Annotated in this window: 11 protein-coding genes; 1 reads left to right on the forward strand and 10 read right to left on the reverse strand. The window is 34.6% G+C overall.

Annotated features, from left to right (window positions below):
- Positions 1–4: 4 nt before the first annotated feature.
- The 10 genes from Q0783_RS05145 to Q0783_RS05190 form a co-directional block, all read right to left on the reverse strand.
- Positions 5–916 carry an ABC transporter ATP-binding protein gene (locus Q0783_RS05145; RefSeq protein ID WP_298893774.1) on the reverse strand — a complete coding sequence of 304 codons (912 nt, stop codon included), beginning with the start codon at positions 914–916 and terminating at the stop codon, positions 5–7.
- Between the two features lie 70 nt (positions 917–986).
- A complete protein-coding gene (locus tag Q0783_RS05150) occupies positions 987–3155 on the reverse strand; it encodes a prolyl oligopeptidase family serine peptidase (RefSeq protein ID WP_298893776.1) in 2169 nt (722 codons plus the stop codon).
- A 93-nt stretch (positions 3156–3248) separates the two neighbouring features.
- Positions 3249–5663 (reverse strand): FG-GAP-like repeat-containing protein, encoded by a 2415-nt coding sequence (locus Q0783_RS05155; protein WP_298893778.1) that lies wholly within the window; start codon positions 5661–5663, stop codon positions 3249–3251.
- Between the two features lie 79 nt (positions 5664–5742).
- Positions 5743–7743 (reverse strand): FG-GAP-like repeat-containing protein, encoded by a 2001-nt coding sequence (locus Q0783_RS05160; protein ID WP_298755772.1) that lies wholly within the window; start codon positions 7741–7743, stop codon positions 5743–5745.
- A 15-nt stretch (positions 7744–7758) separates the two neighbouring features.
- The gene (locus Q0783_RS05165) at positions 7759–9126 is read right to left on the reverse strand and encodes an Ig-like domain-containing protein (RefSeq protein WP_298893780.1); all 1368 of its coding nucleotides are present in this window, start codon (positions 9124–9126) and stop codon (positions 7759–7761) included.
- A gap of 230 nt (positions 9127–9356) precedes the next feature.
- Positions 9357–10124, reverse strand: a complete 768-nt coding sequence (locus tag Q0783_RS05170; RefSeq protein WP_298755780.1) for a glycosyltransferase — start codon at positions 10122–10124, stop codon at positions 9357–9359.
- A 49-nt stretch (positions 10125–10173) separates the two neighbouring features.
- Positions 10174–11163, reverse strand: coding sequence for an aspartate-semialdehyde dehydrogenase (locus Q0783_RS05175; RefSeq protein ID WP_298893782.1), 990 nt, complete (start codon positions 11161–11163; stop codon positions 10174–10176).
- A 136-nt stretch (positions 11164–11299) separates the two neighbouring features.
- Positions 11300–11701 carry a large conductance mechanosensitive channel protein MscL gene (gene mscL / locus Q0783_RS05180; RefSeq protein WP_298755786.1) on the reverse strand — a complete coding sequence of 134 codons (402 nt, stop codon included), beginning with the start codon at positions 11699–11701 and terminating at the stop codon, positions 11300–11302.
- A gap of 74 nt (positions 11702–11775) precedes the next feature.
- Complete coding sequence (gene alr, locus Q0783_RS05185) at positions 11776–12882, reverse strand: alanine racemase (RefSeq protein WP_298893784.1); 1107 nt, start codon at positions 12880–12882, stop codon at positions 11776–11778.
- Positions 12869–13522: a thymidine kinase gene (locus Q0783_RS05190; protein ID WP_230934707.1), complete on the reverse strand. Its 654-nt coding sequence runs from the start codon at positions 13520–13522 to the stop codon at positions 12869–12871. Before Q0783_RS05190 ends, alr begins: the two co-directional genes overlap by 14 nt.
- 103 nt (positions 13523–13625) lie before the next feature.
- On the opposite strand from Q0783_RS05190, the gene Q0783_RS05195 reads away from it, so the two are divergent.
- A complete protein-coding gene (locus Q0783_RS05195; protein ID WP_298893787.1) occupies positions 13626–14360 on the forward strand; it encodes a hypothetical protein in 735 nt (244 codons plus the stop codon).
- Positions 14361–14365: the final 5 nt, after the last annotated feature.

The raw sequence follows: 14365 nt of genomic DNA on the forward strand, positions 1-14365 counted from the left end.
TAAATTATTTAAGCGATTTTAAAAATACAATATCTCCTGTTTTGAGTTTAGTATCGTTTTCAAAAAAAATAGTGTCCTCATTTACTTTCACTTCGATTAAATAGTAATTGCCTTTAAAATAACTATGTACGACAGTTGCCTTTAGTTGAGATGTTTCAACAGGTTCTAGTTGATGAGCATAAACTATCTTGTTATCTATGACATTAAATTCGCCAAAAAATGAAGCAATTAATGGTGTTTTGGGGTTTTTAAAAAGGTGCTCAGGCGTATTAATGGTTTCAATTTTGTTGTTATGCAAAATGATCATAGTATCTGCAAAACCAAGCACATCATCTTTATCGTGTGTCGCGACAATACAGGTAATATTTTTTTCTTTCAGATATCTAAAAACCCGCCTTCTGAGCGATTGTTTTTTAAAATTATCAATATGACTAAAAGGCTCATCTAGGAGAATAATTTCGGGTTGTTTAGCTAAGGCTCTAGCGAGCGCAACCCTTTGTTTTTGCCCACCAGAAAGAGTTTTGACTTTGGTTTTAGCAAAAGCTGAAAGCTCTACAACATCGAGTAATTCGGCCGTACGTTCTTTTTTTTCCTCTGGAAAGAAGTTAGAAAGAAACTTTCCTATGTTTTCTTCTACTGAAATAAAAGGCATTAGATCAAATTCTTGTGCAACATATTTCATAAAATCGTAGCCAATAACCAAGTTGTATTTTGGGCCAAGAATCTCATTGTTTTTCCAGTGAATGCTTCCAAGGTCTAAATCATATTCGCCATACAATAATTTTAAAAGCGTGCTTTTACCTGAGCCGCTTTCGCCAATAACAGCAAGATGTTCACCTTGATTGATATTAAAAGACAAGTCTTTTAATACAGGTGTTTTATGATAAGAAAATGAAAGGTGTTTAACGCTTAACATACGATTGCAAAAATACTACAAAAAAGTCGCTCTAATTTAGAGCGACTTTTACATATTTTGAGAAAAAGAGTTACCCTTTTACTTCTTCTTTTGTTTTGCTTGGCAGGACATCAAAGCCCATATTATACAATGTAAAACCAAAGATATCCGCATATTGTTCAATTGTTTTACTAATAGGTGTTCCTGCGCCATGACCAGCATCGGTTTCAATACGAATCAATGTAGGGTTATTACCTGTTTGCTTATCTTGAAGTTCTGAGGCAAATTTAAAGCTATGCGCTGGAACTACACGATCGTCATGGTCTCCAGTGGTGACTAAGGTTGCTGGATATTGAACTCCTTCTTTCACATTGTGAACAGGTGAATAGCCTTTAAGGTATTCAAACATTTCTTTATTGTCATCTGCAGTACCGTAATCATAAGCCCATCCAGCTCCTGCGGTGAACGTATGATAACGTAGCATATCAAGAACACCAACGGCAGGGAGTGCTACTTTCATTAAATCTGGACGTTGGGTCATTGTTGCACCAACTAATAAACCACCATTAGAACCTCCTCTAATTGCAAGATAATCACTCGAAGTATATTTATTTGCGATGAGGTATTCTCCAGCAGCAATAAAGTCATCAAACACGTTTTGTTTTTGCATTTTGGTTCCTGCCTTATGCCATTCTTTTCCATATTCTCCACCACCACGTAAATTTGCTACAGCATAGATGCCGCCTTGCTCCATCCAAACAGCATTGGTAACACTAAAACCAGGGTTTAGACTAATATTGAATCCTCCATAACCATAAAGAATTGTTGGGTTTTTGCCGTTGAGCTCAATACCTTTTTTATGTGTAATTATCATAGGTACTTTTGTACCGTCTTTTGAGGTGTAAAATACTTGTTTGCTCTCGTAGTCATCACTATTGAATTCGATAGACGGTTTCCAATACAATTCAGATTCTCCTGTATCAACATTATAGGTATAAATACTACTTGGTGTATTATAATTTGTGAATGAGAAGTAATCTATTTTTTCTTCTTTTTTACCACCAAAGCCACCAGCATTACCAACTCCAGGAAGTTCTATATCTCTAATGAATTTTCCGCTGTAATCATACTGCTTCACTTTAGATACTGCATCAACCATGTACTCTGCAAAGAAATAACCACCACCTGTTGAAGGGCTTAATACATATTCAGTTTCAGGAATAAAATCTACCCAATTCTCAGGAGTTGGATTAGAGACATCTGCTGTCACAATTTTTTGATTGGGAGCGTTAAGGTTTGTTACTAGATATAACTTGCTTCCTTCATTTTCTATGATATAAGTATCACTATCGGTGTTATCTAAAATAGTTACTAACGGGCTATTAGGCTTAGTTAAATCTTTAATGAATAATTTATTTCCAGAAGTTGAAACACTTGCTGTAATAATTAAATAGTCGTCATTTTCGGTAACGCCTGCTCCAATATATCTATGTTTTTCAGCAGGAGTACCTCCAAAAATTAATTTGTCATCTTTTTGTGATGTTCCTAATTTATGATAGTATACTTTATGTTGATCGGTTTTAGCAGATAATTCACTTCCTTTTGGCTTGTCATAACTTGAGTAATAAAAACCTTCGTTTTTATACCATGACATACCGCTAAATTTAATATCGACTAAGGTGTCTTCTATAATTTCTTTAGTTTCAGCATTCATTATCAGAATTTTTCTCCAATCACTTCCGCCTTCAGAAATAGAGTAAGCTAAAGTTTTACCATCTTTAGAAAAACTTAGTCCTCCTAGCGAAATGGTTCCGTCTTCTTTAAATGTATTTGGGTCTAAAAACACACTAGCTGTGCTTGGATCAGCTCCAGTTTTATGTCTATAAATTACATATTGATTCTGGAGTCCATCATTTTTATAGAAATATGTATAGTCACCTTCTTTGAAGGGAGCGCCTACTTTTTCGTAATTCCAAAGTTTAGTTAAACGATCTTTTAATTCTTCGCGATATGGGATATTGTCTAAGTACCCATATGTTGCTTCATTTTGTGATTTTACCCAAGACTCTGTTTCTTCACTTCTATCATCTTCCAGCCAACGGTAAGGGTCTTTTACATCTGTACCAAAATAATTGGTTACTGTATCTACTTTTTTAGTTTCAGGGTAGTTTACCACAATATCTCTTTTTTTTGATTCGGCTTCTTCTTTACAAGAGCTAAATGCAACAATAGCAATTAATAATATTGAAATTTTTTTCATGATGTATCATGTCTTGATTAGTGTCTCAAAAATAAACAAAAAAGCCTCTACAACTTAATGTAAAGGCTTTTTTAAGATATCATTAAGAGTTATCTATTGTTTGATAAACTTTTGACTTTTAATAGTGTTTCCAGACACAATTCTTAAGATGTAGTTCCCAGTATTTAAGGCAGAAACATCAATTTTGTTTTGGTCTAGCTTTGCATTCATAACACGTTTACCAGTAATATCAAAAATGGTATAAATGGCATTTTGTAAGTTATCACTAGTTGAAATGTTTAATACATCGTTTGTAGGGTTTGGATAGACAACTAAATCGTTTACAAAAGAATCTTCAATGGTAAGCGTAGCTCCTTCTATAACTTCTAGAGGTGTATTTATTGTTGGATTTAGAACAGTATCAATAATACCAGAAGGCCAATAGATGACAACACTATCAATAGTTGTTTGAGATCCAATTCCGAAGTGTGTATTAATCGTACTCATGTATTCAAAACCTTCACCGCTTCTAACATCTCTAATTTGAACTCCAGCACTTGTATACAATTCTACTCTCGCTCCAATTCCATCAATATTACTAACCGTTCCTACTGTATTAATTTTAATCCAATTATTAGATGTTGTGCCATTCCAATAGATGACGTCATTGTAATAAGTGTCTATAAATCCGTCGTTATTTAAATCACCAAAAGATCCATTTTTATAGTTAATTTGGCTAGAGTCTAAATCTTCAAATGTCATATCACCTTTACCATACATAATGGTTCCATTACAAGCAATGTCTAAAAACCCATCATTATCAAAATCATGACTTACATTTTCATGACCAGTAGGAGCAGAACTCACATTTGCCGCCGTCGTAACGTCTACAAACACACCGTTACCATCATTTCTCATTAATTTATGATTACCAGAACTTGCACCAACAAAAAGATCCATATCACCATCGTTATCGTAATCACCCCAAGATGAAGACCATGTTTGCATTGGATCATCTAAACCAAGTGAAGCGGCATTTTCTGTATAAGTGCCATCACCATTGTTGGTTAGCATATTATTTCTTCTTCTATCTGTTTCTCCTCCACATTTAGCGATAAACATGTCTAAATCTCTATCATTATCATAATCTATCCAAATAGATCCATAGTTTCCTCCTGAAGCATAATCTCCTAGGTTAACCGGAGCATTTGCAGTAACATTTGATTGGTAAAATGTCAAATTTCCATTGCCATCATTGATGTAATACACATTAGGAGCAACATCATGACAAACAAAAGCATCTAAATGACCATCATTGTTGATGTCGGCAAAATTTGATCGTTGTGAGAATACATATTCTGAGCCTGAAATTTCAGTGAATGCAGTTCCGTCACTATTGGCTTTCATAAATGTCACACCAGACCCATTACCGTAAAGTAAGTCTGTGTGTCCGTTTCCATCAAAGTCAGCCGCCGCCATACTCCATGTAGGAAGGAAATCGGCGTTAGGCGTTGGAATGTCAACTTCATTAAAGCCACCAGTACTTAATTGGTAGAAAATATTGACATTAGTGCTTGATGCAGATACGATATCATCTAAGTGATCACCATTCATGTCTACAACAGTTAAATCATAGCCTCCAATTGGAAATGATTCGGTTATAAAGTTAACTCTTGCTGGTGTTAATGTATTAAAAACAACTGGTCCAACCCAATTGCTATAATCTGAACCACCACAAAACCCTCTTACATATACTTCGTAACTAGTTCCAGAATTTAAACCGGTTAAAGGATACGGGTTGTTTGATGATGTTGCGGTTCCAGATCCAGCAGGAATACCAGAGCCTGGTGTTTGTACTACTATTTCCCAGTTTGACTCAGTACTTCCAGCTTGCCAAGTTATATCAGCAGAATCTATAGTAACATTAGTAGCGGTAAGACTGGTAATATTTGGACAAGGAGGAGGTGTTTGAGAACTTATCGTAGGTGATTGAAAACAAAATCCCCATCCCCATATGCCATTATCATCATATGAAACTCTATATCTAAAGTTGCTTAACTGATTAGCACTAAACCCTGATATGTTTAGTGGCGCAGAGGTAAAGCTTTCATATGCTCCAGAGCAAAAGTCATCGTTTGGAGGGTTAGAAGTCCCCGTAAGAGGGTCGCCCCAAACAACCCAAACGCCTGCATCTGCATCCCAGTATTGTATTGTTAGTAATTCTCCAATGTTATTAAACACATAGCTTGATCCAACTGAAATCCAATTTTCTCCTGCGGCATTAGCTGCTGTTAAATTTATAACTGGTGATTCAGCTGCGATGTCATCGTCATGACCATTTTGTGCATCGTCATCGTCATATGCAAAACTATTCACTTGTGTAGGATTTGCTTCAAATACTGCTGAATCAAATAAGTAATTACCAGTAATAGACCAATTAGGGTTAGGCCAGTTTGCTGGTTGGTTCAAGGTTTGGGAAAAACTAAAAAAGGCACTTAATATAAAAAGTGTTAGCGTAATTTTTTTCATAGGTTTTCAAGATTAATTAAGAAAAGGTTATAAAAGTAAGGAAAAAGCCTCTAAATTATTAGTTTAGAGGCTTTTTTGTTTAGCTTTTGATGAATTTTTGACTCTTTATTGAAGTCCCCGATACAATTCTTAGAATATAGTTTCCTGGACTTAATTTGGAAACATCTATTGTAGGAGACTCTAATTTAGAATTCATAATTCTTTTACCAGTAATATCAAATATTGAGTAGATGGTAGAGTCGTTTAACTCTAGGGATTCAATATTTATAACATCTTTAGCTGGGCTAGGATATATTATTAGTTCATCAGTTAATGAGTTTTCTAGGCCTAATGTTGCGCCTTCTTCGACTTCTAAAGGGGTGTTTATCGATGGATTGGTAACCGTATCGATAATTCCAGATGGCCAATAAATAACAACACTGTTAATAGTTGTATCTGAACCAATACCAATATGTGTGTTTAAAGAATTCATATATCTAAAGCCATCACCACTTTTCACATCTCTTATTCTTATTCCTGACGCTGTGTGAACTTCAACACGAGCTCCAATACCATCTACATTACTTACCGTTCCTACAGTATGAATTTTGATCCAGTTGTTATTGCTTTCAGCATTATTGATGTATAAGTTTCCTGAATTGAAGGCATCTATATAACCATCATCATTTAAATCACCATATGCACCCGAACCAGGGAAAACAGTTGTATAAACATCGAAGGTCATATCACCATTTCCAAATAAAATGTTACCGCCAGAAACGAGGTCTAAGTTACCATCATTATCGAAGTCAAAAGTAACAGTCTCGGTAGAGTTACTTGTAAGTACAGTTACACCAGAACCAGCAGTGATATCGGTAAACATACCACTATCATTTCTCATAAGCTTATGTGCTCCAGAGCTAGCTCCAACAAATACATCCATGTCACCATCACTATCAAAATCTCCCCAAGCGGCAGACCATGTTTGCATTGGATCTGCTAAACCAATTGCAGCGGCATTTTCTGTATAATTTTCATTTCCATCATTGGTATGCATTTGATTTGTTCTACGTGCAGTTTCGCCACCACACTTAGCAATAAACATATCTAAATCTCTATCATTATCATAATCAATCCAAATAGACCCATAGTTTCCACCAGAGGCATAATCTCCTAATCCGCCTTGGTTAAAGGTCAAGTTTCCACTACCATCATTCATATAATACACATTAGGAGCAACATCATGACAAACAAAAGCATCTAAATTTCCATCATTGTTTATGTCAACAAAATTAGAACGTTGAGAGAAAACATCTTCCGGACCAGAAATTTCAGTAAAACCTGTTCCTGTAGAATTTGCTCTCATAAATGTAACACCACTACCAGCACCATATAATAAATCGGTATAACCATTTTCGTCATAATCTGCTGCTGCTAAACTCCAAGTAGGAAGAAAATCAGCACTTGGTGTTGTGATATTTTTTGTGGTAAAACTACCATCAGAATTTTGTTCTCTAATATTGACATTAGTTTGTGAAATAGAAACCATATCGTCTAAGAAATCACCATTCATATCAACAACAGCGATTCTATAAGTTCCAGAAGACCCAGAAGCTTGCGACGTAAATGTTACTGGCATTGGCGGAGGTGGGGTGTAATTGATAGCTTCTAGACAGAAAGCTACATCAGAAAGTCCTGTGCCTTGGAAATCATAGATTTGAATGACTAGATCGTCTCCAATAGTCCAACCATTAATGCTTTCTACGGCAAATGTATCTGTACATGCAATTTCGGTTAATCCATCAGAACTCCATACTACGATCCCAGGATTTCCAGGGTTTTCAGAAGAGAAAAATAATCCATTAGTTGTTGCTGTCCATGTAAAAAACTGATCTCTACCAGACGTTCTACAAGATCCTTGAACACCACTATCTGTAGTGCCATCTGTAGAAAAAGGCAGATTAAAAGTAGGAGAGCCACACCCTGTACCTTCAGCAGAAGGTGTAATTGGAATTGCTCCAGCGAAATTATCATTTGCAGGCTGTCCAAAAGATAAACTGCAACAAGCAAAAATTGTTAATACTAGTAATTTTGATTTCATAACTCTTTATTTAATTTATTCACATTCTCCGTTAAGAGAATTTATCCATTCTTCGATTAATCTAACACCTTCATCGTGTTTTAATGTTCTTCCTAAAAGTGGCATTCTGTTTTGTTCTTCGGTAGAGTTAATTCTAAATCGAAGTACAGAAGCATTTATATCTCCAGGAACTACGATATGTGTTGTTCCAGCAATTTGAGTATCTGGAGTAACACATAATCCTTTATTTGTATCATCATCATTTTCATTAAAAGCAAATCGCATAGGTCTATATTCGCAATAGCTTTCTTCAGAGTGACAATGTGCACAATTAATATCTAAGTAAGAGCGTACTCTTAATTCTAGGTCTAATGATTCATCATCCCATTTTACTGTAGAGACGATAGATGTTGGAAGATTATCTTCTAGATATCCAACATTAATCCATTTTTGTAATTGATTAGAAACACCATCAGTATAGGCAAGGTCTCTATTTAGGTTTTGTGGTTTTGGCCCAATAGGTAATGGTGTTCCAAACTTGTTATGACATGTAAAACATTCATTCCTTGATGGAATTCGGTATGTTGCATTATAAGGCACTCCATTTTCGATCCATTCAACATCTGTAAAACTTCCAGCGTTGGTAAATGTTGCTTCAGTTTGATCATCATTCCAAACATACTTTGCAAAATCCCACCCTTCTTCAGTCATATACATCAATCGTGTTTCAATGATTCTAGTAGTATTGCTTGGTTGCACATTATCATAATAGAAATTCTTTATAAGTACAGCGCCCAGAGGGAAATCTAAAGGTGTAAAATCACTATTGTAATTTGCTTTTGTTCCGTCAGGCATCCACACAAAACGTTTTTTGTGAGCGTAATCTGTAAACAATGTAGAATTTAAATTATAAGGTAAAACGCCATATACTGGGTCTAAATCTTTCATTTCACCGTCAAAGAAATTGTATTCTGAAAGGGTTGCATAAGGAATCTCTCCTAAATCGAAATTAACTGGAGAAGTAGGTGTTACAGTAACCATAACTGTTCCTGTTGCACAATTGTTATTGTCATTACAAATGGTGTATTGAAACGTATCATTTCCTACAAAGTCTGCATTTGGAGTGTACATAATAACATCATCAGACGGGTTGTTGGGTGTTGAATTGGGGTCAAGAATTTGAGTTGTCCCATTTTGAGAATTTTGAGCAGAAAGTGTTCCAAGTTCTGGAACATTTGTGTCGTTTGATAATACGTCAATTATGATTGAATTATTTTGAGATACCTCTGCAGAATCTGCGTTAGCTTCAATAGCTATAGGCACATAATTATCATCCTCACTACAAGAGTAGATTATTGTAATAAGTATAAATATGTTAAGTAATTTCAGGTGATTTTTTAACATTTATAGTAAAATTTGGATAGTAAATATAGTTACAAAGCCATCAATCCTTACAATTAATTAGTTGTAATACACTTTTTATCAGACAACAAGAGTCCAAATGCTAAAAAAATCTGCAAATATTATTAGCTGGTTAGGAACTTTGCAAAGTTTATACTAATTAAACAACTTAAAAGCAAAAAACCCTACTTTAATTTTAGAATTATTCATAATAACTTAATCGCTCAAGCTACTTACTTTTTTTTGAGCATTGAACGCAGTTTTCTTAAATTGAAAAAACCAATGAGTTTTTCGGTAGTGTTGAGTCCAATAAGTTTTATGATTTCTAACCGAAGAACGTTAGAGAGTGAGAACCATGAATGGTTGTAATAATGAATGGTATACGTCTTTTTTGATTTTGAAATTTTACGCGTTTGATGATTTTTAGGACTGAAGTATTCGTAAGGGAATAAGAATAAGGAGCCTTCATTTTTAATCAGGTCACGAATGTTATCTACTTCATCAGATTTAAGATGTATAATTTTTCTCTTTTTCTCAATTTGAGTTTGCATGATAATCGGCAAAGTCTCTTGATCAAAACTACCGTCTTCTTTTATAAAAGATCTATCATCATAATAATTTAAACAGGTTTGAAGCCAATCGGTTCCTTTTTCAGCACCAAAAATAGCTGCTTCAACATCATTATCAAACTGAACTCCAATAAAGTAAGGTAGGTCAAGAAGATCGTCAAACTTTTTTAAAACTTCAACATCCATATCTAAATAGATACCACCATGCGTATAAACAGCATGTAACCTAATATAATCTGCAGCAAAAGCGTATTGTTTAGCCTCAAAAGCTTGCTTGGTCCATGTTGTTGAATTAACATCAAAACGTTCGGTATTCCATAACCTCAATTCGTAATCTGGAAGTTTCTTTTTCCAAGAATCAAGATATTTTTTAATCGACTTTGGATACTCGTCATTACTTAGCCAGCAAAAGTGAATAATTTTTGGAATCATAATTGTATCTTTAGCAGTATTTTACTTACTAAAGTTACAATATAATTACTTAAACCAAGTTATTTGCAACTAAATGTTCGGCAATTTGGATGGTGTTGGTTGCAGCTCCTTTTCTAAGGTTGTCACTTACTATCCATAGGTTTAAAGAATTAGGTTGCGAAGAGTCACGACGAATTCTTCCAACAAATACATCATCTTTTCCATTAGCATAAATAGGCATTGGATATGTATTAACATCTACATTATCTTGAACAACAACACCTGGTGTATCATTAAGTAACTGTCTTACTTCATGAACATTAAAGTCGTTTTCAAACTCAACGTTTACAGCCTCACTATGTCCACCAGCAGTTGGAATTCTTACGGCTGTTGCAGTTACAGCAATAGTGCGATCGTCTAATATTTTTTGAGTTTCACGAACCAATTTCATTTCTTCTTTAGTATACCCATTTTCTTCAAATACATCACAGTGCGGAATAGCATTCTGGTGAATAGGATATGGATAAGCCATCTCGCCTTTAACTCCCGCGAGTTCGTTTTCTAATTGCCTCACTGCTTTTACACCTGTTCCAGTTATGGATTGATATGTAGACACGACTATACGTTTGATCTTATATTTTTTGTGAAGCGGAGCTAAAGCCACAACCATTTGTATTGTAGAACAATTAGGGTTGGCAATAATCTTGTCTGTTGTTGTTAATTTATGAGCATTAATTTCTGGCACGACTAATTGTTTGGAATGGTCCATTCGCCAAGCCGAAGAATTATCAATTACAGTAATACCTGCTTCTGCAAACTTTGGAGCCCATTCTAAAGAGGTGTTACCTCCAGCCGAAAATAAAGCCAGATTAGGTTTCATATTAATAGCATCTTGCATCCCAACTACTTTATAGTCGTTCCCTTTATATGAAATTAATTTACCAATTGATCGTTCTGAAGCAACAGGAATTAATTCTGAAACAGGAAAATTGCGTTCTTCTAGAACTTTGAGCATGACTTCGCCAACAAGACCTGTGGCACCAACAACAGCTACTCTCATAAGAAAAAAATTACGTGTTTTATAGAGGCAAATGTAGTTATTAAATCAATTTGAGTTCTAAAAAAAAGCATAAAAAAACCGCTTCAATTTTGAAGCGGTTAAAGTTAAAATATATAGTGTAGCGATTAGTTACATCTTATTTTTTCAATGAATCTCTGATTTCAGTTAATAAATCAATTTCAGATGGTCCTGCAGGAGCTTCTGGCTCAGCTGGTTTTTTAGTCTTATTATAAGCCTTAACAATCATAAACATTACAAGTCCAACAATTAATAAGTTGATGATTGTGTTAATCCATGCACCATAGCGTATAGCGTTCTCAGGTGTAGTTACATTTCCATCTCCATCCATTACAGCTGGTGAAAGTACATGTTTCATACTTGCAAAGTCCATTCCTCCAGCAAAATTACCAACAATTGGCATTACAATGTCATTAACAAAGCCGTTAACAACAAGCCCTACTGCACCAGCCATAATTACAGCAACTGCAAAATCGATGACATTTCCTGTCATGATAAAATTCTTAAATTCTTTCAACATAATTTATATATTAAGTTAGTTATTAGAACCCTAAAATAACTAAAAAAATAATATGTTAAAAAAAACCTAATGCTTTATTTTAAGATAATACGCTTAACACGTTGAGAAATGGCTGTAATTATTTCGTATGAAATGGTATCTGCTGTTTGTGCAAATTTTGAGGCGTCAGATTGTTTTCCGAAGATAATCACTTCATCTCCTTCTTGGCATTCTATATGGCTAATATTAACCATAATCATGTCCATACATACATTACCTATTATTGGCGCTTTTTTGCCATTAACAATCACAAATCCTTTTTCATGTCCGTAGTGTCTTCCAATACCATCGGCATGACCAATAGGGATTGTGGCTGTTTTTTCAAAACCACTGCTTATATAAGCTCTATTATAGCCTACACTTTCTCCTTTTTCAATCCTATGAATTTGAGAAATAATAGATTTTAAAGTTGCAACAGGTTTAAGATTTTTATTTTCTTTTTCAGAATTCCCAAAACCATATAGACCAATTCCAGTTCTCACCATGTCGAGATGTGCATCGGGATAATTAATAATTCCAGAGGTATTTGTCAAATGGGACATAGGTTGATATCCGATAGCTTTTGAAAAATTCTCTGCTATACTTTTAAAGCTTTTAATTTGTGTTTCTGTGAATTCTTTTTCGTTTAAATCCTCACTGGCAGCCAAATGAGAAAACAACGATTTTACTTTTATTGACGAGGTGTTTTCAAGTTTTGAAACGATATAATCAACATCATTTTCCCAAAAACCTAGACGATTCAAACCTGTATTGAATTTAATGTGTACAGGATAATTGGTTTGGTGTTCTTCTGTAGCAATAGCAATAAACTCATTTAAAACTTTTGCATTGTATAGGCTTGGTTCTAAACAGCGTTCAATTAAGGTTTTAAAATTTACTGCTTGAGGATGTAGTACTAAAATTGGTGTTGTAATTCCAGCATCACGTAATGCAACACCTTCACTAACATAGGCAACAGCAAAATAATCGACCTCTAAATCCTGAAGATATTTTGCAATAACATTGGCGTCGCTACCATAAGCAAAGGCTTTAACAACAGCTAAAATTTTGGTATTACTTTTAAGTTTAGACTTGAGGTACTCGAAATTATGTTTGAGTGCTTTTAGGTCTATTTCTAAAACAGTTTCTTTAGCTTTGGGCATTGGTTTTACTGTCTTTATTAGAAACTTCTTCAGCATCATTAACCTTCATATGTCGAATTTTATCGCGTAACATCGCTTTGTAAAAAGCAGCACGACTTAAAGGCTCATATTCATCAACTTCTCCTAGTAAAACGAGAGCATCACTAGTAGCTTTACGATAACTATATTGGGCTAAGTTTCCTGTTCTGGTACAAATAGCATGTACTTTAGTAACGTATTCTGCCGTAGCCATTAAATTAGGCATAGGACCAAATGGGTTGCCTTTAAAATCCATATCTAAACCAGCTACAATAACACGAATACCTTTGTTGGCAAGGTCATTACAAACTCTTACAATCTCATCATCAAAAAATTGAGCTTCATCAATTCCAACTACATCGCAACCATCTGCTAAAATGGGAATATTTGCAGCTGCAGGAACAGGTGTGGATCTAATTTCATTAGAATCATGAGAAACCACCATATCTTCATCGTAACGAACATCAACAGCAGGTTTAAAGATTTCAACCTTTTGTCTTGCAAATTGCGCACGTTTGAGTCTGCGAATCAATTCTTCGGTTTTACCAGAGAACATTGAACCGCAAATGACTTCAATCCATCCAAATTGTTCTTTATGATTTACTGTATTTTCGAGAAACATTTTGTAATTTTAACACTAAAACTCACCTTAAGTTCGTTTTGTATAAAGGTGGCGTAAATTTATTAAAAAACAAAAACCTATTTGGGAATAAAAAATAAAAGTTATGAAGAAGAAGCTGGAAGCAGATTTAATTAGTATTGCACATAGAATTTTAAAGCTTAAAGGAAAGGAAGATGTTGTGAAATTGCATGCTGAGGTTTCTGCGTTGTATGAAAAATTAAGTGTTCTCAAGTTTGCAAATGAGAATTTTGAAGGTGACTTACCAACAATAGGAAGCAACTCTTCATTCTTCGGGATGTTAGATACAGCTTTCAATAACAAGGTGAGTGACAATATAGAAATTGAGGATAAGATTTATGTTAATCTAGATGAAAAGGAAGACGACCATATCTATGAACCAGTCATGGAAAAAATTAAAGATATGGTGGCTCAAATGCCTCAAGAATCACAACAAGTTGATGAGATGGTTGAAACGGCAGTTGCAGAGCAACCTAAACATGAAACACATCTTGAAGATATCACGGCAGGTTTTGAAGATATTCCCGTTTTTGAGCCAGTATCGGAGTCCAACGAAAACCTAAGAAAATCATTAAATGATAAACTTAAAAATGGTGGACTAAATATTGGTCTTAATGACAAATTAGCGTTTATAAAACATCTTTTTAATGGCAAAATTGAAGATTATGAGCGTGTATTGTCTCAATTAAAAACAACTAATTCCTTTAAAGAAGCGTCTCACCTTATAAAAGATATAGTTAAACCCGATTATAATAATTGGGAAGGAAAAGAAGAGTTTGAGGAACGCTTTTTATCTATTGTAGAGCGTAAGTTCGATTAAGGTTT

This window comes from uncultured Psychroserpens sp., assembly GCF_947500255.1.
Classification (GTDB): domain Bacteria; phylum Bacteroidota; class Bacteroidia; order Flavobacteriales; family Flavobacteriaceae; genus Psychroserpens.